The sequence below is a fragment of the Ruminococcus sp. AM42-11 genome, from assembly GCF_003480145.1.
In the GTDB taxonomy this organism is placed as follows: domain Bacteria; phylum Bacillota; class Clostridia; order Lachnospirales; family Lachnospiraceae; genus Blautia_A; species Blautia_A faecis.
The window spans coordinates 1-22,257 of record NZ_QUIO01000039.1 but is presented as its reverse complement, the minus strand read 5'-3'; the positions used below and the strand labels follow the sequence as shown (position 1 = coordinate 22,257).

Here is a 22,257-nt window from a genome sequence, read left to right as displayed (position 1 = left end):
CAGTCCATTTAAAAAGTCATTACCCGTTCGAGGAGGGAGAACATACATGGATAAAGATGTTCCGGTTTCCGTCTGGCCAGAATGGGAACTTATAGAGAAAATAGGCGAAGGATCCTTTGGGAAAGTGTATAAAGCAAAGCGGACAGAACGAGGCCGTTCTTTTTACTCCGCAATCAAGATCATATCCATACCGGCAAGTAAGGGAGAACTTGACAGCGTACGCTCAGAGATGAATAATGAGCAGTCTACCAGGGAATATTTTCGAAATCTGGTAGAAGACTGCATTCAGGAAATATATACTATGGAGCATTTTTGCGGAAATTCCCATGTGGTTTCATTTGAAGATTTCAAAGTGGTGGAATATTTGGATGAGATCGGCTGGGACATTTCCATAAGAATGGAATATCTTACCAGTTTTATGGATTACTGCACAGGCAAGGAGCTTACTGAGAAGGAAGTGATCAAGCTTGGCTGTGACCTGGCTATGGCATTGATTTATTGCAGAAAATTGAATATTATTCACCGTGATGTGAAACCGGAGAATATTTTTGTGTCCAGATTCGGTGATTTTAAGCTGGGTGACTTTGGAATTGCCAGGGAACAGGCACATACTATGAGCAATATGTCCAAGAAAGGTACCTATTCCTACATGGCACCGGAGATTTACAAGGGTGAGAAGTACGACAGCAGTATTGATATCTATTCCCTTGGAATTGTATTATATAAATTGATGAATCAGAACAGGCTGCCTTTTCTTTCACTGGATAAGCAGTTGATTACATACAGAGATAAAGAGACTGCCCTTGCACGGAGAATGGCAGGGGAGAAAATGCCGGTACCAGTTAATGCCAGTGCTGCTTTTTCCCACATTATACTAAAAGCATGTGCATATGAGCCGGGGAAACGTTACAGGAAACCAGAAGATATGCTGCGGGATTTGGAGAAGCTTCGTCTGGCACCGGTGAATGCAGAGAAAGAGTGGGAGAAGTCCCAGTGGGAGCTGACAAATTCGGCAGAACTTGAGCGGGACCAGAGAAGATATGCCCCTCAGGAGCCGGAAGACCGTATGGAGCGGACCCATGTGGCAGAAGACCCTCAGATTGAGAAAGCTGTCCGGGAAGAAGAGGCACAGCTCAGAAAGCCTGCGAAAAATGCAGTGAAAAATTATGAGAAACAGTCAGTAAATGCCTCTTCCACTAAGCGAAAGAAGCAGCAGAGAAGCGGGTGGGACCAGGAAAGACAGATTTCACCATGGACAGTTTCCCTTATTGTAGTGGCGCTTGCGGCATGCATTATTATTGGTGTTTATATGAAATTAATCCATGATGAGAATCGCAAGGCTCAAAATACGGAGAACGTTATGGAAGTTCTGGAAGCTAATGATAACAGTACTGCTCAAATTGATGAATTTTCTACTTCAATTCAGACAATTACGGAGCAGGCGAATACAATTGTAAGCGAACTTCCGGACTGCAAGGAAGTTGGCAAGGAAGGCGATCGGCTTCGCTACTATGACAGCAATGGGAAACTGGTAAAAGCGCTGATTTATCCGGAGACATCCGAAGATGGAGTTTATGAGGAGTATTATTACTGGGATGAACGTCTGTTTTTTGCATATGTATGGACTGGTAATAAGAAGGAATTATATTATTATGACAAGCGTGGCAAACTGATCCGCTGGATCGATACAGACGGAACTGTCCACGATAAGGAGAATGACAGTACTGAGTACACCAAGCGTGGCGAGAAATACTGGAAAAATGCGCTGGAGCAGTTAGATGAATGATGATACCGGTCATATAAGAAGTGGCTGTGATTCTTTGGAATATCGACAGACAGACGAAGAGGAATAGAATGACATATCATATTGATTATGCATATACCTGCCATGCAGGGAAAGTGCGACCAAATAACGAGGACAATTTCTGGTGCTGCGGAGAGCACCTTCCAGTGAGTAATCATGGAACAGAAGAAATCCGTACAGGTATCAGGCTTCGGGAGAGCCTTCCGGTAATGGCTGTTTTTGACGGCATGGGAGGGGAGAGCCAGGGGGAAATGGCTGCCTGGCTTGCTTCTGACAGCCTGGAGCATTTTTATAGGGAAAATAAGGGGATGCTTCGTAAAGCACCAGAACTTTTTCTTACGGAAGCCTGTAAGAATATGAATCAGGCTGTATGTGATTATGGTCGGGAACAACGGATCAGTGCCATGGGAACTACTATGGCGATGATTGCTTTTGGAAAAAAAGAAGCGTATATCTGTAATCTGGGAGACAGCAGGATTTATCGGTTTTCCAAGGGGAATTTTTCACAGATTTCCAGAGATCATGTGTTGAAAAGCTGCAGATTTGGGAAAGCACCACTGACTCAGTTTCTGGGAGTGGAGGAGACCGAGATGAAGCTGGAACCTGCCATTGCGGCAGTTCCTTATCAGGATAGGGACCGTTATCTGCTTTGCTCAGACGGGGTAACAGATATGTTATCTGATCGCGAGATTGAAGAAATTATGAAGCTGGAGGACTCAATTCGTGATATTGCCCATGCTCTTTTAACAAGGGTACTGGATAAAGGGGCCAGAGATAATACTACGATCATTCTCTGCGAGGTAAGAGCAGATAATCGGCCGTTCAAAACCTGGCTTTTGCAGAAGAAGGGATAAATCAGAGGGCAAAATTTTTCACAATTTAAGTAGTTGATTATAGGAAAATGAAGGTGATTTATGATGAAAAATCGTATGCAGGATCTTGATTTTGAACAGACAGTGGCATTTGATTCCGTAAAGGATTTTGAATTTACCAGAAGGGCCGCCCAGAGATTTCGTCAGGTAGTCAGTCTGGACGGATTTGAGGATGAAGATGCGGACGTTATTTTTCATTATTTATATAAAGAGATGGAGCTGGTTTCGTTCGGAGATCATTTGAAGAGATATATCTATGAAAGAGCCGGGATTGAGGAACCGTTTGGGGAAGTGCCTCAGGAGGTATACAGAGATATTGCAGTTGATTCTTTCCGGGAAACCTATACACCCAAGTCTATGAATCCTACTTCAACTAAGCTTCCTGCGTTGGTGAACAATTGGCTTACACAGGCCTCAGTAAAGCGCGAGACTATATTTCTGCTGGGCTTCGGGCTTCGCATGAGCGCGGAGGATGTTTCAGACTTTCTGACAAGGGTGCTGAAGGAGCAGGATTTTGATTTCCATAATCCAGAGGAAGTGATCTACTGGTATTGTTATAGTAAGCAGCTTCCTTACAGCAAGGCAGAGGAATATAAAGAGAATTACAAATCCATGGAACCTGCAGCAGATAAGGGAAAAGTGGCGGAAGTAATCAGCGGCGATTTTACCATAGATACAGAGGAAAAATTGCTGAAATATCTGGCATGCCTGAAAGCTGGCTGGGATGATCCAATGAATGAGAAGAGTCAGGCATTTCAGGAGTTCCTGCGCCTTCTGGAACATGCGAAGCAGATCATTGCGGCCATGTATCAGAAGGATGAGGAGGAGAAAGGCCGGGCTAAGGTCTGGAAACCGGAGAATATTACTCCGTCTGATCTGGAGAAGGTAATCTGCAATGGTATTCCTATCAATAAAATGGGAAATCTGAAAAAAATGTCAGCCTCTATCCTGGCGAAACATTTCAGCCAGAAGAGGTTCAGCAGACAGAGAATTACCAATATTCTGAATCACAAGTTCCCGGTAGAGCGGTTTGATCTTCTTACGCTGGAGTTCTTTATTGTGTCTCAGGAGATGGAGGATGATGATCCCTATGACAGATACCATCATTTCATAGAGGAAGCGCAGAGAATTCTGAAGAAGTGTGGAATGAGCGAGATTTATATTGTGAACCCATACGAATGTTTCCTGCTGATGTGTCTTTTGACGGATTGTCCGCTGGCTGTTTTTTCGGAGATATGGGAAATGTCATATGAAGAGAATGGGGACGAGGAGTAGGTAATTTCTTAATATAGAAATGCGCAGTGTTGTTTGGAGGCACTGCGCATTTTTAATAGCAATGAAATGGGTGTCAAAAGGTCTTTTGACACCCATTTGATACCCGGATTGCTACGCAGCTACGCTGCTCCCGCAATCCTCCAAATATTCGAAATCCGCTGATTTACTGCGTAAATCGCTACTTTCTCATATTTGGCGTGTCCCAAGTTCAAAAGCCTTATCGTGCAAGCACGAACAGCTTTTTGACCTTTTGACACTGGTATCATAGGAATTAAGGTTAATCATTATAGTAGAGATAAATACTGCGGCTAAGCTGTGCAATTGTATTCTGGGCTTCTCCCGGGCTGGAGAGGTTCTGGGAAAGGAAGACGATGACCAGATCGTTTCCACCCTGTGCGTTGTACAGGATTCCGGCATCATTTTCTACATTGGAAAGCTCACCGGTTTTGTTGGCAACGCTGACGCCCTCTGGCAGGGCTGCCGGAATCTTGTTGGTACGTTGCTGCTGCTTCAGAAGGGAATACATTTCTTCTGCATGTAAAAGGCTTGGCGTCTGAGTAGTACCAGAGCAGATCTGGTAAATTTCTTTCAGGAATTTTCCACAGTCATAGGCAGAAGTGTAATTATCTCCGAATTCGTTGCTGGCAAGAAGCAGTCGTCCCATGGAAGTATTTGTGTAGCCGTGAGACTGACAGAAACTGTTTACTTTCTGCATACCTGCAGTGCTGTCGCCACTTCCCAGGCAGGAAACCAGACTGTTTGCCGCGTCATTATCACTGACGGTGATCATTGGTGTCAGATAGGAATCCAGGGTGGCAGAACCATACTGCTGGGACAAAGAATCATAATTCTCATATACTGCACCCATAATGAAAAGCTTGATCAGGCTGGCTGCCTGCATTGGGGAATCATTGATCGTAGCCTCTGAGCCGCCTGAAAGGTCACAGATATAAACGCTCCAGGAACCGTTTGAACCAGGAAGCTGGGATTGGATCTGAGTGACCAGAGTATCCATCTTTTCATCGGATTTGTTGTCAAAAGCAGAACTTCCGTGGGAGGGAGAGATGGTGCCATCATCGTCAGAAAGTTCGGGGGTAATAGCAGCCATGGTAGAATCTTTTTTTCCCTGGGAAGTGCCATCTGTTGTCTGAACGGGGGCGGAGCCGGATGACTGGGAAGGACCTACTGGTTCTGCATTGGCAGCAGGAGTCTGATAAGGAACAGTTACTTCCTCCGGAGTTGGAGAAGACTGTACAGAACCTGCACTTTCTCTTTGGGAAGGTCCCTGGACAGAAGAATCATCAGTAGAAGATTCGCTGTCGGAACTTCCATCATCGGAAACAAAGCCGCTCTGGTCGGCGTCATCAGAAGTCTCATCACTAGAGGTAAATCCGGAAGTTTCACCGTCAGTGAAATCTTCAGTCTGGGCTGTTGCTGAACCGTTTTTTGCTGGATTAATACTTCTCTGGCTGTCCTTTCTGAAGAAAGTAAGGTAAAGAATGATAAGAATTAGTAAAGCAGCGACAATGCCAAGAAAAATCAGCAGATAAGAAGATGTTTGTTTCTTTCTATTATTTTTCATAAGTTCTCCTTTCGAATCAATGAAATATCTGGAAGAGACATTATGTTATGGCAATAAATCCAGATTTATTTTTCCGCAAAATATGCATCAATCCCATCAGCGATCCCAGATGCCATTGTGTTCTGAAAATCCGGATTGCTCATTTTCAGATCGTCAGATTCATTGGTCATAAATCCCATTTCCACAATAGTTACCGGAATGGTGCTCCAGTTGATTCCAGTCATATTGTCGGCATATGTTACGCCGCGGTTTTCAAATCCGGTTGCGTCACAATAGGCATCCAGAATGCACTGGGAAAGGCTGCTGGAATCATCATAGAGCTGGGATATATAAGGATTGGAAGAGGAGGGGGAAATGGTAAGTGCACCGGCAGCAGAGGAAGACTCAGCACCATTGGCATGGATACGCACGTAAATCTCTGCCCCCTGTCCGGCTACATATTCAGCTCGCTCTTTATTACTGATGGCAGTATCATTATCCGTTCTGGTAAGAACAGTCTGATAGCCACGGTCTTCCAGAATCTGCTGCAGCTTCAAAGAAACATCCAGATTCAGCTGATATTCAGGCAGACCTGAAAAAGTTCCCTGGGTTCCTGTTGAGGCTTTGGCTTTCATTTCTGTGGAACCTGGACCAAGAGGTTCAAGGTCACTCATATCCACATTTGGACCCTGATGACCGGGATCGATACCGATTATATGTGACTGGGCTACAGGCGGTCCCTGAAGCTCGTCAGTGGTCTCTGCACAGACAGTGCACAGATTTATAAGCCCTGCTCCGGAAAAAATCATAAAGCCAAATGCAAAAATCCGGGAGAATCCACTGGATTTAGCCACTGCTTTTTTGAAACACATATGTATACTCCTGTTCATGTTAATTCTTTTTTCGACTATTCAGCAGATAGTATTTCGAAAAGCAGGTACTGTAGAGGTGCTGAAAAGTTCTTGTTTCTTATTATAATAATGTGAAGCTGTGAATGCAATGTAAAGTTAAGTTTTCCTGGAGCGTGTTTGAAAAAGGCTTTCTGCAAGATGTGCGTCACAATTTGCGGTATATTTCACCCGAATTCGGTTACCGTAGCCCGCTAAGGCGCCCTCATCCGAGCGAAATCTCCCACAAATTGTGATGCAGATCACGGGAATGATTTTTTTTAACGCTCCAGAACAGCAGTAAAAAATACATTATAATAAGAAGAAACCTATTTATAATTCACAGTGATAAATTGTAAAAACCTTGAAAAAATAAGGAAAAATTGATGAAAAACACCTTGACAGAGATATGCAGACAGGATATAATCAAAAAGCGTGCGAAATAAGGCATTTTTTTCCGCGCTTACTAAGATAATAGCAACCGCAAGGAAACCCCATAGAACAATCTATGGAGAAATAAATCGGGAGGTGAAATGGAATGCCAACATTCAACCAGTTAGTAAGAAAAGGACGCCAGACAGCTGTTAAGAAATCTACAGCTCCGGCTCTGCAGAGAACTTATAACTCTTTAAGAAAGAAAGCAGTTGAGCAGTCTGCACCACAGAAACGTGGCGTTTGCACAGCTGTTAAAACAGCTACTCCTAAGAAGCCTAACTCAGCTCTTAGAAAAATCGCCAGAGTTCGTCTTTCCAATGGAATCGAAGTAACAAGCTACATCCCAGGAGAAGGTCACAACCTTCAGGAGCATAGCGTTGTTCTGATCCGTGGAGGAAGGGTTAAGGACTTACCTGGTACAAGATACCACATCATCAGAGGTACTCTTGATACCGCAGGTGTTGCTAACAGAAAACAGGCCCGTTCCAAATACGGCGCTAAGAGACCGAAAGTTAAAAAATAATCCATCCGTATTGCTGCGGAGACTATAGAGATTTGTACGGTATTCCATATACCCTGTCGGTTGCGGGTTAAATATAGGACCATTACCAGTGCGAACATGCAATAGTTTACTGCGTGAGTACCGATGAGATAATCAGGATGATTAAGGAGGGAAGTAACGTGCCACGTAAAGGACATACTCAGAAAAGAGACGTTCTGGCAGACCCGATGTACAACAATAAAGTTGTTACAAAGCTTATCAATAACATCATGTTAGATGGTAAGAAAGGTGTTGCACAGAAAATTGTTTACGGAGCATTCGCCAGAATGGAAGAAAAATCTGGCAAGCCAGCAATTGAAGTATTTGAAGAGGCAATGAACAACGTAATGCCTCAGCTTGAAGTTAAAGCAAGACGTATCGGTGGAGCTACTTATCAGGTTCCGATCGAGGTAAGAGCTGACAGACGTCAGGCTCTGGCTCTTCGCTGGATCACCATGTTCTCCCGCAAGAGAGGCGAGAAGACCATGGAAGAGAAACTGGCTAACGAGCTTATGGATGCAGCCAATAACACCGGAGCATCTGTAAAGAGGAAAGAAGACATGCATAAGATGGCTGAAGCAAATAAAGCATTTGCTCACTATCGCTTCTAATCAAGGAGGAAAATCCATTGGCTGGAAAAGAAGGTAGAGAATACCCGCTCGAGAGAACCAGAAACATTGGTATTATGGCTCATATCGATGCAGGTAAGACAACTCTTACAGAACGAATTCTGTACTATACAGGTGTCAACTACAAGATTGGTGATACTCATGAAGGTACTGCTACCATGGACTGGATGGAGCAGGAGCAGGAGCGTGGTATCACAATCACATCCGCTGCAACAACATGTCACTGGACACTGGAAGAGAATTGCAAACCGAAGCCTGGTGCTTTGGAGCATCGTATCAACATCATTGATACCCCAGGTCACGTAGACTTTACTGTTGAGGTTGAGCGTTCTCTTCGTGTACTGGATGGCGCTGTCGGCGTATTCTGTGCAAAGGGTGGTGTTGAGCCACAGTCTGAGAACGTTTGGCGTCAGGCTGATACCTACAATGTACCACGTATGGCATTCATCAATAAGATGGATATCCTTGGTGCAAACTTCTACGGCGCAGTAGAGCAGATCAAGACTCGTCTTGGTAAAAATGCAATCTGCCTGCAGCTGCCAATCGGAAAAGAAGATGACTTCAAGGGAATCATTGACTTATTCGAAATGAAAGCTTACATCTACAATGACGAGAAGGGCGATGATATTACTATCACCGATATCCCGGAAGACATGAAAGAGGATGCTGAGCTTTATCATACAGAACTGATCGAGAAGATCTGTGAGCTGGATGACGATCTCATGATGGAATATCTTGAGGGCGAAGAGCCAAGCACAGACAGACTGAAAGCAGCCCTGAGAAAAGGTACATGCGAGTGTACAGCTGTTCCGGTATGCTGCGGTTCTGCATATAGAAACAAAGGTGTTCAGAAACTTCTGGACGCTATCCTGGAGTACATGCCTGCTCCAACAGATATTCCACCAATTGATGGTGTTGACATGGATGGAAACCCGACCGTGAGACATTCTTCTGATGAAGAGCCGTTCTCCGCTCTGGCATTCAAGATCATGACAGACCCATTCGTTGGAAAACTTGCATATTTCCGTGTATATTCAGGAACAATGAATTCCGGATCCTATGTATATAACTCTACAAAGGGCAAAAAAGAGCGTGTTGGCCGTATCCTTCAGATGCATGCTAACAAGCGTATGGAGCTTGATAAGGTTTACTCCGGTGATATTGCTGCAGCTATCGGATTCAAATTCACCACAACTGGTGATACAATCTGTGATGAGCAGCATCCAGTAATCCTTGAGTCCATGGAGTTCCCGGAACCAGTTATCGAGCTGGCTATCGAGCCTAAGACAAAAGCAGGACAGGGCAAACTTGGTGAGGCTCTTGCAAAACTTGCAGAAGAAGATCCGACCTTCCGTGCACATACAGATCAGGAAACAGGACAGACCATTATCGCTGGTATGGGTGAGCTTCACCTTGAGATCATCGTTGACCGTCTTCTTCGTGAGTTCCACGTAGAGGCTAACGTAGGTGCTCCTCAGGTTGCTTACAAAGAGACAATCACCAAGGCTGTTGATGTAGACAGCAAGTATGCTAAACAGTCCGGTGGTCGTGGACAGTATGGTCACTGTAAAGTTAAATTCGAGCCTATGGATGCCAACGGCGAAGAACTGTACAAGTTCGAGTCTACTGTTGTCGGCGGTGCTATTCCGAAGGAATATATCCCGGCTGTAGGAGAAGGTATCGAAGAGGCTATGAAGGCTGGTATCCTTGGTGGATATCCGGTTGTTGGTGTACATGCAAATGTATACGATGGATCTTATCATGAAGTCGATTCTTCTGAGATGGCATTCCACATCGCAGGTTCCCTTGCATTCAAGGATGCTATGCAGAAGGCTTCCCCAATTCTTCTGGAGCCTATCATGAAGGTTGAGGTAACCACACCAGAGGATTACATGGGTGATGTTATCGGTGATATCAACTCCCGTCGTGGTCGTATCGAAGGTATGGATGATATCGGCGGCGGTAAGATGATCCGTGGATTTGTTCCGCTTTCCGAAATGTTCGGATATGCAACAGATCTTCGTTCCAGAACTCAGGGACGTGGTAACTACTCCATGTTCTTTGAGAAATATGAGCCAGTTCCAAAGAGTGTTCAGGAGAAAGTTCTGGCAAAGAAAGACTGATTTAACTACAGGCTGAATCAGGATTTCATATAAAACAATAAAAAGCTTGCAAATATCCTTGGTTTGCAATATAATCAAGGATAGCAAGTTTAAAACCGATATGGCGCTCTATTTTAATAGAGAATGAGCCAACTAATCAAGGAGGACATTTTAAAATGGCAAAGGCTAAGTTTGAGAGAACAAAACCGCATTGTAACATTGGTACCATCGGACACGTTGACCATGGTAAAACAACTTTAACTGCAGCTATCACAAAAGTACTTTCTGAGAGAGTTGCTGGTAACGTAGCTACAGATTTCGCTAACATTGATAAAGCTCCAGAGGAAAGAGAGCGTGGTATCACAATCTCTACAGCACACGTTGAGTATGAGACAGAGCATAGACACTATGCACACGTTGACTGCCCAGGCCATGCTGACTACGTTAAGAACATGATCACTGGTGCAGCTCAGATGGATGGTGCTATCCTTGTTGTTGCTGCTACAGATGGTGTTATGGCTCAGACAAAAGAGCATATCCTTCTTTCCCGTCAGGTAGGTGTTCCTTACATCGTTGTATTCATGAACAAATGTGATATGGTTGACGATGACGAGCTTCTTGAGCTGGTTGAGATGGAGATCCGTGAGCTTCTTTCCGAGTATGACTTCCCAGGAGATGACATCCCGGTTATCAGAGGATCTGCTCTTAAAGCTCTTGAGGATCCGAGCAGCGAGTGGGGCGATAAGATCATGGAGCTTATGGATGCAGTAGATAGCTACATTCCAGACCCACAGCGTGACACAGATAAACCATTCGTTATGCCTGTAGAGGACGTATTCTCCATCACAGGACGTGGAACAGTTGCTACTGGTAGAGTAGAGGCTGGTGTTCTTCATGTATCTGATGAGGTTGAGATCGTTGGTATCAAAGAAGAGACTCGTAAAGTTGTTGTAACTGGTATCGAGATGTTCCGTAAACTTCTTGATGAGGCTCAGGCTGGTGATAACATCGGTGCACTTCTTCGTGGTGTTCAGAGAAACGAGATCGAGCGTGGACAGGTTCTTGCTAAACCAGGAACAATCACATGCCATACAAAATTCACAGCTCAGGTTTACGTTCTGACTAAAGACGAGGGTGGCCGTCATACACCATTCTTCAACAACTATCGTCCACAGTTCTACTTCAGAACAACAGACGTTACAGGTGTTATCAACCTTCCAGAAGGAACAGAGATGTGCATGCCTGGAGATAACATCGAGATGACAATCGAACTGATCCACCCAATCGCTATGAGCCAGGGTCTTACTTTTGCTATCCGTGAAGGTGGACGTACTGTTGGATCAGGACGTGTTGCTACAGTTATCGAATAATTTTAGCATAACATCTTAATTATATAAATAGAGTACCGCAAGGTACATTGTGTCCAAACGTAAGATACCCCGGAACCGTAAGGTTTCCGGGGTTTTTCTGTTGAACAGAAGATTAAAATAAGGCTGTAAAGAATAGCGAATAAATTAAAAACAGGCAGGTATGGAAAGAAAATGAAAACCTTCGCATATCTGCCTGTGATACTGTTATGATACTATTTCTGTTCGTTATTGGAAAATTTCTGTGTTAAAAGTTCATCTCGTTTACGGATTCGTGTCTCAAAATCCAGTTCTTCAATTTCTTTATGGGTGACAGGTTTGGAAGTGTAGTATTCCAACGTCTGCTTTTTCCACATATCAAACATATCTTTGCCTGTGAAATAAGATTCCAGGCTTTCTCTGTTCTCCTGCAGATCAGCAAGAAAATTACACATATCTGCGTTTAAAGAATGTTCCGGATCATTTCCATAAAAGCGAAGTCCGGCATACCATTTCTGTGTTTCTGTTTCTATATCACCGGGAAGTTTATTATTTATATCCAGTTCATACCGGAGTTCATTGGATTCATTCATCTGCAGTAAAACCCAAATAATATCGCTGAGAGTAGAAATCTGTACTTTATTTTCAGATAATCCAAATAACCAGTCCAGTGAGACATGAAATTTCTGGGCAATAGTCAATAACACATCATTGGAGGGAGTAACCACACCATTTTCATAACTGGATAAAGTTGACTGACGTATACCAATAGCTACGGAAAAGTTTTTTTGATTCATCTTCAGATCAGTTCGTAGCTCTTTTATTTTTTCTGAAATAGATGATTCCTGCATATTATCCACCTCCTTAAAAGCTAAGAACAGTATATCACAAATGATAAAAATCAACAATATAGAAAAATATCATTCATACAGATGAAAATTATTGACAATGATTATTTAAAGCAATATAGTATCAGTAAAAATGATAATTATAGATAAGGAGGAAATGATATGCAGAGATAGAACTATATGATTACAGCGGAAGAAGTTGCATAGAGCATGGGGATTTCACTTGGATATTCTTACAAGCTGCTTCGCAAACTGAACAAAGAGCTTGCAGATCAGGGATATGTGACCGTTGCAGGTAAGATTCCGAGGACATTCTGGGAAAAGAAATTTTATGGATATTCCCAGAGTGCAATGTAGGGGGGAGAAAGTATGGCAGCGTACAAAGATGAAGAAAGAGGAACCTGGTATGGTATATGTGTGAGTGTGAGAGAAGAGATCGCTCTTTTACACTTTTGTATATATTAGAATAGCACTTTAGAAAGCACTATGGTAAAATAAGGTGAAGGTAAATCGGAATTGCAGATTTAGAAAAATTGTGGGTATTTGAAAAAAGATTGTAACCCTTAAGAGGCGAGAGTAAATATGGTTTATAGGAAATCTTGTGCTGTTACACTTTCTTGACATTTTCATGACTGTTCTAAGGATATTTTTACATTTGCCTGAGCTATACTTTAGCCATACCGAACAACCGGTAAATAAAAAATCAGGAGGAACTAAAATGATGAACAGATTATTCAAAAGAGGAATGGTAATAGCACTTGCAGCAGCAATGACTACATCCGCAGGTATTCCTGCCATGGCTGCCCAGAAGGAGACACTGGAGGAGACAGTGACTACATCAGAGGTAACACAAACAAATGTAGATTATGGTTCTCTTACTCAGAAGGAGATTGAAGAGTTTAACTCCATTTATGACCGACTTGACGCTATCGACAAAGAGATAATGAAAGATGCAGATGGTCTTTCTGATGAAGATATCTATGCCAGATACGATCAGTATCAGGATGAAACCGATACCCTCATGGATCGCCTTGAGGAGCTTGATAAAAAAGCCGGGTGGATCGACAACGAGGAATATGAATATTCCGAGGATGAGTGTAATGCTCTGTATGATACAGGCAAGCTCACCGCAGAGGAAGCAGAACAGCTTCAGAAAGCATATGAAAGAATCGAAGAAATTGATGCGGAAGTGTGGACGGACGATGATCTTTCAGACGATGAGATCGAAGCCCGCTATGCAAAGTATGATGACGAGATTACATCACTGAACGCACAGATTGAAACGCTTGAAAAGAAAGCGGGTTGGTATGAGGGATACTATGGAAATTTGAGCGAAGATGAAGTCAATCAGCTTAACAGTATTTACAATAAAATTGATGCAATCTATGACAATATTTATAACGGCTCTGCTAACCTCTCTGACGAGGAATTTGCTTCTCGCTATGCGAAGTATTCAGATGAGATTGATGCTTTGGAGGCACAGGCAATCGCTCTTGAAGCGAAAGCAGGTGGAACTAAAATACAGACATACTGATTTTGAAAGATATAATATGGGGAATCTCACAGAATTTCTGAGGGACTCCCCTCATGTGGGATTAAAGATATGGCAAAAAAAATCTATTTGGCAGATGATGAACAGGATATACGAGAAATACTCACAGAATTTTTATCCAATGCCGGATATGAGGTAACAGCATACAAGAATGGTGATACACTCTTTTCTGCTTTTCAGGAGAAGCCCTGTGATCTTGTTATTCTTGATATTATGATGCCGGGTTCAGACGGTCTTTCCATATGTAAAAAGCTAAGGACAATATCATCAGTTCCTATTATTATTTTGACGGCAAAGGATTCAGAGTCTGACCATATGAAGGGATTTATGTATGGAGGGGATGACTATCTGATTAAGCCATTTTCGCCGTCACTTCTTGTTGTCCGGGTAAATGCGTTGTTCCGAAGAGTTGAAATGAATATACCGGTAAAGGCAGATATTTCCTTTGGTGATGTGTGTTTTTCATGGGAGAAGCATAATGCCATTGTGAAAGAGCATGATATTGGTCTGACTATGACAGAATTTTCGCTTCTGGGATGTCTTATGGAACATGGTGGAACGGCAATCCCCCGGAATGAAATTCTCGACAAAGTATGGGGAATAGATTCTACGGAGATAGAAACCAGAGTTGTCGATGAGACAGTAAGAAGAGTCAGGCAGAAAATGAAGACCGCAGGCAGCAAAGTTCGCATTAGTGCTGTCTGGGGCTATGGCTATAAACTGGAGGATTGTAATGAATAAGACACGTTATAAAATTGCCACACTTACAGGTTCCGCCGTTATGGCAGCCATGCTTTTGAGCCTGCTGATTCTGAACATAGTTTTTAATAAAAAAATAGAGCTGAGAGCTGAGAATGCAATTAAAAACGTTTTTACTTTGGATTCAGACGAATATTTGAATTACGAATCTGAAAATGATACGGGCTCTTTATATTATGCCTCACTTGTATATATGGGGGCAGATTCAGAAAACAGGGATGACATATATCAGATTCTGACACCCAAAGAGAAGAAACTTATTGCCTGGTATGAAACACACCCGTCTGATGAAATGCAAAGGGCAAAAATTAACGAAGCAACTTATTATATGAAAGCCAGAACAGAGTATTACGAAGACGGCAATGAGAGATTACTTGCTTATGTGGATGTTACCGGCGAACCAGAACTCGTAAAAGAAATCAGTTTTGGTGTTTTGCTGGATGCTTTTGTCATTGCCGCTCTCGGTGCTGCCATTGGATATTTTCTCGGGAAAAAACTTGAACAAAATGACAAAGCTCAGAAGACCTTTTTTGAAAATACATCTCACGAATTAAAAACCCCGCTTATGGCAATTTGCGGATATGCGGAGGAGATTGAAATGGGAGTCATTACCGATTATTCTCAAGCGGGCAGAATGATAGTGTCTCAGACGGAGCGTATGAGTAAACTTATTGAGGATATCCTGTATTTATCAAAAATGGAAAGCGGTACGGAACCATTAAAGTGTGAACCAATAGAAATGGCATCACTGGTTCAAGATATTTTGATGCCGCTTGAAGGAATTGTGAACAGGCGAAACCTTTCAGTATCGTTAGAACTGGACGAAGGATATGTCAACGGAGACCCGGAGAAGCTGGAACACGCTGTTGCTAACCTGATAACTAATTCCGTAAAATATGCGTGTAGTCAAATCGAAATATCGTGGAAAAATCAAGTCCTTTCCATCTGGAACGATGGAGGAGAACTTAGCACAGAGGATTTTTCCCATATGTTTGAACGTTTTCATACGGGACAAAACGGAAACAGCGGAATAGGGCTTGCCCTCTCAAAAGAAATCGTTGAAATGCACGGATGGAAACTTAGTGCGAAAAATGACAGGCATGGCATATGTTTATCAATGGTATGCCACAGTTAATTTAGGAACAATCAGGTTTACAGCTTCCAGTTTGTTGAGATGTTGCAAAATTTGGAATCAAGAGAGAATAAGAATGATTAACAATTTAATGTGCATAGAATTAAAAATGGGATATTCTGATGATGATCCGGCATGGATTGGATATGTCAAAACTTCAAAAAGTAGAATAAAAACTTTTTGACATTTCTGCACATGCGTGCTAATATGATTATAGAAAAAGAGTGCTACCGATAGACGGTTAGTCCGTTTTACTATTTAGAATATCTATCAAAGATAACCGCTTAGTTTGCAGACAGGGCGGTTATTTTTGTGGTTTATGATTATCTTTGCCTAATGTATATCCGATACTAAAGCAGGTTAAGCCGAAGCTCACTACTGCTATGAAGTCCACAATACTCATTGGCTTAGCCCTCCTTTCCAGTGGATTCCCTTTCAGGTTTCTATGTAATCAGAGGGTCACAGTCCCTCTGTTGAAGGACTAACCGCCTACCGTTATGGTAGCACCCATGTTTCGATTATAACAATTAAAAACTACCGGTGCAATATAAAGTTGGTAGAGCAGCATTTGTTAGCCGTGGAAAAAAATCTTTTCGACTAAGGCTTCCGATGCCAAAACGGTGCCAAGAAAACAATCGGTATTTGGAGGAGTTTCTTATTTATGAAAAAAGGAATAAACAAACCAATCTTATTTTATATTGCATCAGTTCTGTTTTTCATAGCGTCAGCTATTGGCTTTACGAGTGGAAATGAAAATTCTATGGCTATAGTATGGTTATGTCTTGGTTCCTCATTTCTTTGCCTAGGTTCGACTCATAAGAAAAAGGAAAACAATACAGATGATAAATAATTTCCTGCTTATATTGCTGGAAAATCGGGATTCATCGAGTCCTTTTGTGATTTGCAACTGCTGGTTGACAGATTTACAGCCTGAAATGGTGGAATGCAAACAGCAAAACTGTTATATTTAGCTCATAAAATCTGCAAAAGGAGAAAAAAATGATTTTATCTGATAAGATTACAGAGGAAAGAAAAAAGAATGGATGGTCACAGGAAGAACTAGCCAATCAGTTGGGCGTATCCAGACAGGCAGTATCTAAGTGGGAAAGTGCAGGAGCTGTTCCGGATTTGCAAAGAATTTTACAGATGTCGGAGCTTTTTGGTGTCAGTACAGATTATCTATTAAAAGATGAAATGAAAGCAGAAAATATCACCTATCACGAAAGTACTGAAAGCTATGCAGAACCATTGAAAAAAGTAACTATGGAGAATGCAAATGAATTTCTTGGCATGAAAAGAAATGGATCCAAAGTAGTGGCAAATGCAACAAGTATGTGTATCTCAAGTCCAATATTACTGATTGTTCTTGAGACAATGGCAGAAGATGGCGTATTTCATGTTTCAGAATCTCTGGCAACAGTATTTGGATGTGTTTTTTTGCTTGGAATGGTTGCAGCAGCCGTCTTTTTGTTTATTACATATGGAATGCGTGAATCTCATATGGAACATTTTGAAAAAGAATGCTTTGAAACAGAGTATGGTGTATCTGGAATGGTACGAGAAAAAAAAGATTTCTATGAACCGATTTTTATCAGAGGAACAGCTGTTGGGGTAGTGCTTTGTATACTGGCAGTGATTCCGACAATTATTGCCGAAGCCATGGAAGCGTCTGACTATTACTGTGGCCTTTCCGTTGGATTGCTGCTATTCATACTTGCAATAGGAGTAAATCTGTTGATTCGTGTTGGGATGGTAAAAAGCAGTTACGATACCCTTCTTCAGGAAGGCGAATATACAAAAGAAGAAAAACTGTTTAAGAAAAAGACGGACACGTTTTCTGGTGTATATTGGTGCTTGACTACAGCGATTTACCTTGCATGGAGCTTCTGGACGATGAGCTGGGATATTACATGGATTGTATGGCCGGTTGCAGGTGTTTTATTTGCAGCATTGCTTGGTGTGGTGAAAATGGTGTTAAAGAATGGCAGTGAAACTCAGCACTATATTTAAAATGGAATTAAGTTTATTTTCCGCATATTATACTCATCCAGAAATTCCAGTTCGCGTTGGTGGCTATTTCTAATAGAAAAAGAACTTTTTGACATTTACACAGCTGCGTGATAATATGATTATAGAAAAAGAGTGCTACCGATAGACGGTTAGTCCGATATATGATGTGACAAAAATTGCCGCCTAGTTTACCAGACCGGGGCGGCTATTTTTGTGGCTTATTATTATCCTTGCCAAAGGTATATCCAAGACCAAAGCAGGTTAAGCTGAAGCAGTAATGCTATTTCAGGAAATTCAGGCGGTTACCATATGATATGGAGTGCGGGAATGTATTGCCTGGAATGCTCCGTGGATATTATAGTTGGGAATTTTTGCTCCTAACATTAAAAAATTGATTATGGAGGTAAATACCAAGATGAAACTTGATGAATTTACAGAAATGATGACAGGACATTTTGATAACAAGGAGCAGTTTGATAAGATGCAGGCGGAAGGGAAAACATATCCATATGCCGAGCATGTAAATACAATCTGCAATGACAAAATAAAAAATCTTCCGGAGGATTTCAATGGCAGATTTGTTGTTGAAGAAAGCTACTATGAAACGAATGGAAAACGTCATGCATCACCACATCTTTTTCTTATTACAGAAACAGAACAGGGAATTTTACTTTCCTCTTATGAAATTCCAGAAGGAGAAGATAAGAAGGTATTTTCATACGCATCCATGAAGAAGGTTGATTACGCGGAACTGAAAAAATCCGAAAAATTTACTCCCGCACTTTACCATGAAAAGGACGGAATCTGGGAAGGCGGCAGCATAAGCCAGTTTTCGCCGGTAATGATATTTAAACTTTGGGAAAAGTTTTCCGATCGTTGTCTGGAAGTATCTGAAAGTATGGAAGTTAACGGGAAGAGAACTTTTGGATATGATGAACCAATCATTTATAAAAGGGTATAATCAAAGAGCGGCAGATTACAGAAAGCCTTTTTCAAACACGCTCTAATACAGAAATTAGCTCAATGGAGAGTAATGATATGGATAAAACAGATGAAGGTTTACTTGGAAATGAGAAAATCGAGGATGCAATCGCAGCACTTCAGCAGCAGCCAACGCAAGAATTGCTGGCTCATGCACTGACCGTGGTACGAAGACGCATGCGTGAAAACGGTCAGGTAATCATCGCCGTAGAGCCAAACGAGGCAGCTGGTCAGATGAAATTACAGGCAGTAAAAACCTCCGACGGAAACAGCTGGTGGGCGGTTTTTACCAGCTTCGATGAGGAACTAAAAGGCAGCGAAAGCGTTATGTCAACCTTTATGACAGACATCGGAAAAGTACTGGAGACAGCGCTGTCCGAGGAAGAAATCAGCGGTGTGATCATCAATCCCTGGAACAGGACATTGATGCTGGACAAGACATTGATTCGGATCGTGCTTGGAGATGTGACACAGTAAGTTACTGAAAAAGAGAAGAGGAACTGCACCTCCTGAGAGACGGCAAAGACCATATTGCAGGAATGATTTTTCAAACACGCTTTAGTGTGTACAGATAGGTTTGTGTGAAAAATGCCAGGTAAGAAAATAAAAACGTTTCTTCTGTCCATTGGATAGAGCAGAGCGTGAAAATTCTGCCTGGCAATTTTTTTATTATTAAAATTATTGACAAACGATAATTTTAAGCTATAATTAAATTATAAATTATCGTTTTTCAATAATTCTTATAAACCAGATAAAGAAATCTATAGTAAAGGATTAGATAGTTTAATCCAGCACGATAGCGGATTTTCTCGATATCTGCAAAAAGGAGGTTCCCCATGAAAGAAAGACATTTATTTACCCTCTTATCTGTGGAAGCGGCCGCCTGCGTCCTGTTCTGTATTTTACAGCGCAGCTTATCCGGCCTGTTTTCCACCTTGATCGCATTCCCTTTTGAGCAGATCGGAGCTGGCCTGCGGGTTCTGTCGCTGTCTGGGGCTGTAGGAAATGTGGTCGCAATCATCTTATACATGCTGTTGGGAATTATCCCTGCTGGAATTTGGGGATTCCTGCATTGGCGCAAGAAATCAGAACCTCTGGATTTCATGCTTCTGGTTATCAGCGCTCTTCTTTTTGTAACCCTATACTACATGATCAATCCGGGACTATTGTCCACCGGAGTACCAGGCACCGGGAAATGGTCCCTGGGAAGTACCTTCTATTCCGTCCTTCTGGGTTACCTGCTTATCCGCATTTTGCTTTATTATAAGAATGCAGGAACGGAGAAACTGCAAAAGGGACTTTGGTTCCTTCTTGGCACTGTGAGCGTGGTATTGGTGTACGGCATCTTTGGACAGGAGCTGGGAGGGCTGCTTCAGAATCTGGAAACGGTACAGAAGGGAAATACAGGCATAGAGCTAAGCGATGGATTTTTTACTTTTTCCAACCTTACCCCCACCTATGTTTTTCTGTTCCTCCACTTTGCAGTCCGTATTCTGCCTTATGTACTGGATATTATAGTTGTTTTCCTGGCGAGAAGGCTTCTGGCTGCAATGAAGGAAAACCTGTATCAGGAAGAGAGTGTAAAACTGGCGGAAAAACTTTCCCACTTTTGCGTGTGGACCTTAGCATCCACTATTGGGCTGGGTGCGGTATTTAACCTACTACAATTGTTTTTCCAGAGTAGCCTTTATCAGCTTGAGTATGTGGTGGCGGTCCCGGTATTTTCCCTGGCCTTTGTGCTGGCAGTGCTGTTGTTTGCAAAGTATATAAGGGAAATGCAGAGACTGAAAGAGGATAATGACCTGTTTATTTAAGCGTATGGAGATATATAAATGATAGCCGGACTGCAAGTGTCTTGATTCGTTATATAGGAAGAAGCAAGGGTATTCAGGTAACGACTCTTAATTTAATATCGTTGACTATTTAATATGGAGCAATTTGCAATAATGAAAGGAAATGATTTATGGCAATAAAAGTATGCCTTGAAGACGTATTGAAAGAGCGGGGAATGACGTCCAAGGAATTGTGCAGCCTGGTAAACATCACAGAAGCCAACCTGTCCGTCCTCAGAAGCGGAAAGGCCAAGGGCGTGCGGTTCCACACCATTAACCGGATCTGTTATTTCCTGCAATGCGATGTTGGCGATATCTTAAAATTTGATGGAAATCTGGAGGAGGACGAAAATGAAGATTAGGAAATCAAAATATCACCAAAAATCGGTTAAGGTGGTCCATTGCGGTGCTCTCATCTGGAGAAAATTTTCCACAAATTGTGATGCACATCTTGCAGAAAGATTTTTGAAGGGACGGGAGAACAATCATCTGTTAAAAAGTTTGTTCAAATTATCGGTTATTTTCATGGCCTTTACAGCCAGCGGCTGTACTCTTGCAGTCCCAGAAGCCGGCACAGATGGAAACGGTGACCGCCTGATCGGCGCCTTTATCACCTCCGAATATCTGGACCTATATGATATGGAAGGCTATCTGAACGACCATGCCGCCTCCCTTATGAACAACAGCAGTATCACCATAGGAAATGACAGCCGTTATGAGGGGAAACTTGTGGCAACTGTGGATAAAGAAGGTGCCCAGTCTTCTTCTGAGTGGAAAATTTCCTTTGGAGACATAAAAGGAGAATACATTTTAATGCCAGTGACCGAAGATGAGGATGGAAATACATCTGTAGGAAATCTTTGCTCCGACGGAGTAGGAGATCCGTATTTGAACTACAACGTTACCGATGATGGAGAAACACAGGAAATCAGCGCCACTGTTTACCAGGTCTCTGGCAAGTCAGAACACACCCAGTATGTAAATCCGGTTTTCCAGAAAGAAAACGGGGAAATTTATGCCATGGCTGGAAACGGCTATTCCAACGGTGTGGGAGGCTCAGAAGGAAACACTATGGCAGCTACCCTTTCCGGTGAAACTACTACAGTGGAAAATGGAAAGACTAAGACAGAAGGCTGTAAAGTGACGGTTCAGTTTGCCACTATGTACAAGCCGGTGCGGACCATCATTTACCAGATGAATGAGGCGAATCAGGTATTGAAACAGACTGCCTATAAGCCATCTGAGGTGCCGGATAGCTTGAGGGTAGAAGCAGACACTGCCTATATTCTGGCGGAAATCAGAAAGGAAGATACTTCCGGCAAAATGGTGACAACCAGGACAATCTTGAATTTGAATTCGTCCGAGGATGAGGAAACGCAGTACCTGGAGACTTGGCATCCCCTGGATAATGGGCTGATCGGCAAAAAAGATGTAGAGATTGAATATTGAATAAAAATGCCAGGAAAATTAACCTGGCATTTTTGGCGCAATAGGAAATTTCATTGCTATTTAGTGTGTTGGTCGTTATTCCGGACGCGATTTCACAATGTATATTCACCGCCGCGCGTCGCAACGTTCCGGCAAGCTAATGACTAACTACGACTAAGACGCTCAGGAAAGCCTTCGCGCCTAAGTCTCCGTAAGTCATGGATCTCGCCTCCACTAAAACCGCTCCTGAAATGCGCGGCTTG

General features: G+C 42.4%; 22 protein-coding genes. 18 read left to right on the top strand and 4 right to left on the bottom strand.

Annotated features, from left to right (window positions below; genetic code table 11):
* Positions 1-46 precede the first annotated feature (46 nt).
* The 3 genes from DW904_RS18075 (at position 47) to DW904_RS18065 (ending at position 3,951) form a co-directional block, all read left to right on the top strand.
* The gene (locus tag DW904_RS18075) at positions 47-1,786 is read left to right on the top strand and encodes a serine/threonine-protein kinase (RefSeq protein WP_118583308.1); all 1,740 of its coding nucleotides are present in this window, start codon (positions 47-49) and stop codon (positions 1,784-1,786) included.
* 68 nt (positions 1,787-1,854) lie between these two features.
* The gene (locus DW904_RS18070) at positions 1,855-2,658 is read left to right on the top strand and encodes a protein phosphatase 2C domain-containing protein (protein WP_118583306.1); all 804 of its coding nucleotides are present in this window, start codon (positions 1,855-1,857) and stop codon (positions 2,656-2,658) included.
* 60 nt (positions 2,659-2,718) lie between these two features.
* Entirely contained in the window at positions 2,719-3,951 is a 1,233-nt protein-coding gene (locus tag DW904_RS18065; protein WP_330634168.1) for a hypothetical protein, read from the top strand.
* A 277-nt stretch (positions 3,952-4,228) separates the two neighbouring features.
* On the opposite strand, the gene DW904_RS25940 is transcribed toward DW904_RS18065, so the two are convergent.
* The 3 genes from DW904_RS25940 to DW904_RS25935 all read right to left on the bottom strand — a co-directional run bounded on the left by DW904_RS25940 (position 4,229) and on the right by DW904_RS25935 (position 6,666).
* Positions 4,229-5,533, bottom strand: a complete 1,305-nt coding sequence (locus tag DW904_RS25940; protein ID WP_347562201.1) for a serine hydrolase — start codon at positions 5,531-5,533, stop codon at positions 4,229-4,231.
* Positions 5,534-5,598: 65 nt separating this feature from the next.
* On the bottom strand, positions 5,599-6,384 hold the full coding sequence (locus DW904_RS18055) for an N-acetylmuramoyl-L-alanine amidase (RefSeq protein WP_243110489.1): 786 nt from the start codon (positions 6,382-6,384) through the stop codon (positions 5,599-5,601).
* Between the two features lie 135 nt (positions 6,385-6,519).
* Complete coding sequence (locus DW904_RS25935; protein WP_308768448.1) at positions 6,520-6,666, bottom strand: DUF6783 domain-containing protein; 147 nt, start codon at positions 6,664-6,666, stop codon at positions 6,520-6,522.
* A gap of 271 nt (positions 6,667-6,937) precedes the next feature.
* Between DW904_RS25935 and rpsL the strand changes: the two genes are divergently transcribed.
* From rpsL to tuf, 4 genes are all read left to right on the top strand, one after another.
* On the top strand, positions 6,938-7,357 hold the full coding sequence (gene rpsL / locus DW904_RS18050; RefSeq protein ID WP_117854826.1) for a 30S ribosomal protein S12: 420 nt from the start codon (positions 6,938-6,940) through the stop codon (positions 7,355-7,357).
* A 158-nt stretch (positions 7,358-7,515) separates the two neighbouring features.
* Positions 7,516-7,986, top strand: coding sequence for a 30S ribosomal protein S7 (gene rpsG, locus DW904_RS18045; RefSeq protein ID WP_207664929.1), 471 nt, complete (start codon positions 7,516-7,518; stop codon positions 7,984-7,986).
* 17 nt (positions 7,987-8,003) lie between these two features.
* The gene (fusA, locus tag DW904_RS18040; RefSeq protein WP_226837870.1) at positions 8,004-10,127 is read left to right on the top strand and encodes an elongation factor G; all 2,124 of its coding nucleotides are present in this window, start codon (positions 8,004-8,006) and stop codon (positions 10,125-10,127) included.
* 155 nt (positions 10,128-10,282) lie between these two features.
* On the top strand, positions 10,283-11,476 hold the full coding sequence (gene tuf, locus DW904_RS18035) for an elongation factor Tu (RefSeq protein WP_118583298.1): 1,194 nt from the start codon (positions 10,283-10,285) through the stop codon (positions 11,474-11,476).
* Between the two features lie 212 nt (positions 11,477-11,688).
* On the opposite strand, the gene DW904_RS18030 is transcribed toward tuf, so the two are convergent.
* Positions 11,689-12,303 carry a helix-turn-helix transcriptional regulator gene (locus tag DW904_RS18030; protein WP_226837871.1) on the bottom strand — a complete coding sequence of 205 codons (615 nt, stop codon included), beginning with the start codon at positions 12,301-12,303 and terminating at the stop codon, positions 11,689-11,691.
* 207 nt (positions 12,304-12,510) lie between these two features.
* On the opposite strand from DW904_RS18030, the gene DW904_RS18025 reads away from it, so the two are divergent.
* The 11 genes from DW904_RS18025 to DW904_RS17970 all read left to right on the top strand — a co-directional run bounded on the left by DW904_RS18025 (position 12,511) and on the right by DW904_RS17970 (position 22,015).
* Positions 12,511-12,657: a DNA-binding protein gene (locus DW904_RS18025; RefSeq protein WP_243110488.1), complete on the top strand. Its 147-nt coding sequence runs from the start codon at positions 12,511-12,513 to the stop codon at positions 12,655-12,657.
* Positions 12,658-13,018: 361 nt separating this feature from the next.
* On the top strand, positions 13,019-13,834 hold the full coding sequence (locus DW904_RS18020) for a hypothetical protein (RefSeq protein WP_118583296.1): 816 nt from the start codon (positions 13,019-13,021) through the stop codon (positions 13,832-13,834).
* A gap of 69 nt (positions 13,835-13,903) precedes the next feature.
* Positions 13,904-14,593 carry a response regulator transcription factor gene (locus tag DW904_RS18015; protein ID WP_019163079.1) on the top strand — a complete coding sequence of 230 codons (690 nt, stop codon included), beginning with the start codon at positions 13,904-13,906 and terminating at the stop codon, positions 14,591-14,593.
* 40 nt (positions 14,594-14,633) lie between these two features.
* Positions 14,634-15,746 (top strand): HAMP domain-containing sensor histidine kinase, encoded by a 1,113-nt coding sequence (locus tag DW904_RS18010; RefSeq protein WP_202187765.1) that lies wholly within the window; start codon positions 14,634-14,636, stop codon positions 15,744-15,746.
* A 658-nt stretch (positions 15,747-16,404) separates the two neighbouring features.
* Positions 16,405-16,593 (top strand): hypothetical protein, encoded by a 189-nt coding sequence (locus tag DW904_RS18000; RefSeq protein ID WP_118583292.1) that lies wholly within the window; start codon positions 16,405-16,407, stop codon positions 16,591-16,593.
* Positions 16,594-16,742: 149 nt separating this feature from the next.
* Positions 16,743-17,753, top strand: coding sequence for a helix-turn-helix transcriptional regulator (locus DW904_RS17995; RefSeq protein WP_118583290.1), 1,011 nt, complete (start codon positions 16,743-16,745; stop codon positions 17,751-17,753).
* A gap of 415 nt (positions 17,754-18,168) precedes the next feature.
* Positions 18,169-18,714 carry a hypothetical protein gene (locus tag DW904_RS17990; protein ID WP_118583330.1) on the top strand — a complete coding sequence of 182 codons (546 nt, stop codon included), beginning with the start codon at positions 18,169-18,171 and terminating at the stop codon, positions 18,712-18,714.
* Between the two features lie 77 nt (positions 18,715-18,791).
* Complete coding sequence (locus DW904_RS17985) at positions 18,792-19,211, top strand: SseB family protein (RefSeq protein WP_243110487.1); 420 nt, start codon at positions 18,792-18,794, stop codon at positions 19,209-19,211.
* Positions 19,212-19,570: 359 nt separating this feature from the next.
* Entirely contained in the window at positions 19,571-20,548 is a 978-nt protein-coding gene (locus tag DW904_RS17980) for a hypothetical protein (protein WP_118583286.1), read from the top strand.
* Between the two features lie 149 nt (positions 20,549-20,697).
* Positions 20,698-20,928, top strand: a complete 231-nt coding sequence (locus tag DW904_RS17975) for a helix-turn-helix domain-containing protein (protein WP_118583284.1) — start codon at positions 20,698-20,700, stop codon at positions 20,926-20,928.
* The gene (locus DW904_RS17970; RefSeq protein WP_118583282.1) at positions 20,918-22,015 is read left to right on the top strand and encodes a DUF6783 domain-containing protein; all 1,098 of its coding nucleotides are present in this window, start codon (positions 20,918-20,920) and stop codon (positions 22,013-22,015) included. Before DW904_RS17975 ends, DW904_RS17970 begins: the two co-directional genes overlap by 11 nt.
* Positions 22,016-22,257 lie beyond the last annotated feature (242 nt).

Coding starts and splice junctions, on each gene's coding strand:
- DW904_RS18055 (WP_243110489.1), bottom strand. CDS start 6,384: ATGTGTTTCAAAAAAGCAGTGGCTAAATCCAGTGGATTCTCCCGGATT.
- tuf (WP_118583298.1), top strand. CDS start 10,283: ATGGCAAAGGCTAAGTTTGAGAGAACAAAACCGCATTGTAACATTGGT.
- DW904_RS17980 (WP_118583286.1), top strand. CDS start 19,571: ATGAAAGAAAGACATTTATTTACCCTCTTATCTGTGGAAGCGGCCGCC.
- DW904_RS18010 (WP_202187765.1), top strand. CDS start 14,634: ATGGCAGCCATGCTTTTGAGCCTGCTGATTCTGAACATAGTTTTTAAT.
- DW904_RS18070 (WP_118583306.1), top strand. CDS start 1,855: ATGACATATCATATTGATTATGCATATACCTGCCATGCAGGGAAAGTG.
- DW904_RS18065 (WP_330634168.1), top strand. CDS start 2,719: ATGATGAAAAATCGTATGCAGGATCTTGATTTTGAACAGACAGTGGCA.
- DW904_RS18030 (WP_226837871.1), bottom strand. CDS start 12,303: ATGCAGGAATCATCTATTTCAGAAAAAATAAAAGAGCTACGAACTGAT.
- DW904_RS18020 (WP_118583296.1), top strand. CDS start 13,019: ATGATGAACAGATTATTCAAAAGAGGAATGGTAATAGCACTTGCAGCA.
- DW904_RS18000 (WP_118583292.1), top strand. CDS start 16,405: ATGAAAAAAGGAATAAACAAACCAATCTTATTTTATATTGCATCAGTT.
- DW904_RS17985 (WP_243110487.1), top strand. CDS start 18,792: ATGGATAAAACAGATGAAGGTTTACTTGGAAATGAGAAAATCGAGGAT.
- DW904_RS18075 (WP_118583308.1), top strand. CDS start 47: ATGGATAAAGATGTTCCGGTTTCCGTCTGGCCAGAATGGGAACTTATA.
- DW904_RS17975 (WP_118583284.1), top strand. CDS start 20,698: ATGGCAATAAAAGTATGCCTTGAAGACGTATTGAAAGAGCGGGGAATG.
- DW904_RS25940 (WP_347562201.1), bottom strand. CDS start 5,533: ATGAAAAATAATAGAAAGAAACAAACATCTTCTTATCTGCTGATTTTT.
- DW904_RS17970 (WP_118583282.1), top strand. CDS start 20,918: ATGAAGATTAGGAAATCAAAATATCACCAAAAATCGGTTAAGGTGGTC.
- DW904_RS17990 (WP_118583330.1), top strand. CDS start 18,169: ATGAAACTTGATGAATTTACAGAAATGATGACAGGACATTTTGATAAC.
- rpsL (WP_117854826.1), top strand. CDS start 6,938: ATGCCAACATTCAACCAGTTAGTAAGAAAAGGACGCCAGACAGCTGTT.
- DW904_RS18015 (WP_019163079.1), top strand. CDS start 13,904: ATGGCAAAAAAAATCTATTTGGCAGATGATGAACAGGATATACGAGAA.
- DW904_RS17995 (WP_118583290.1), top strand. CDS start 16,743: ATGATTTTATCTGATAAGATTACAGAGGAAAGAAAAAAGAATGGATGG.
- DW904_RS18025 (WP_243110488.1), top strand. CDS start 12,511: ATGGGGATTTCACTTGGATATTCTTACAAGCTGCTTCGCAAACTGAAC.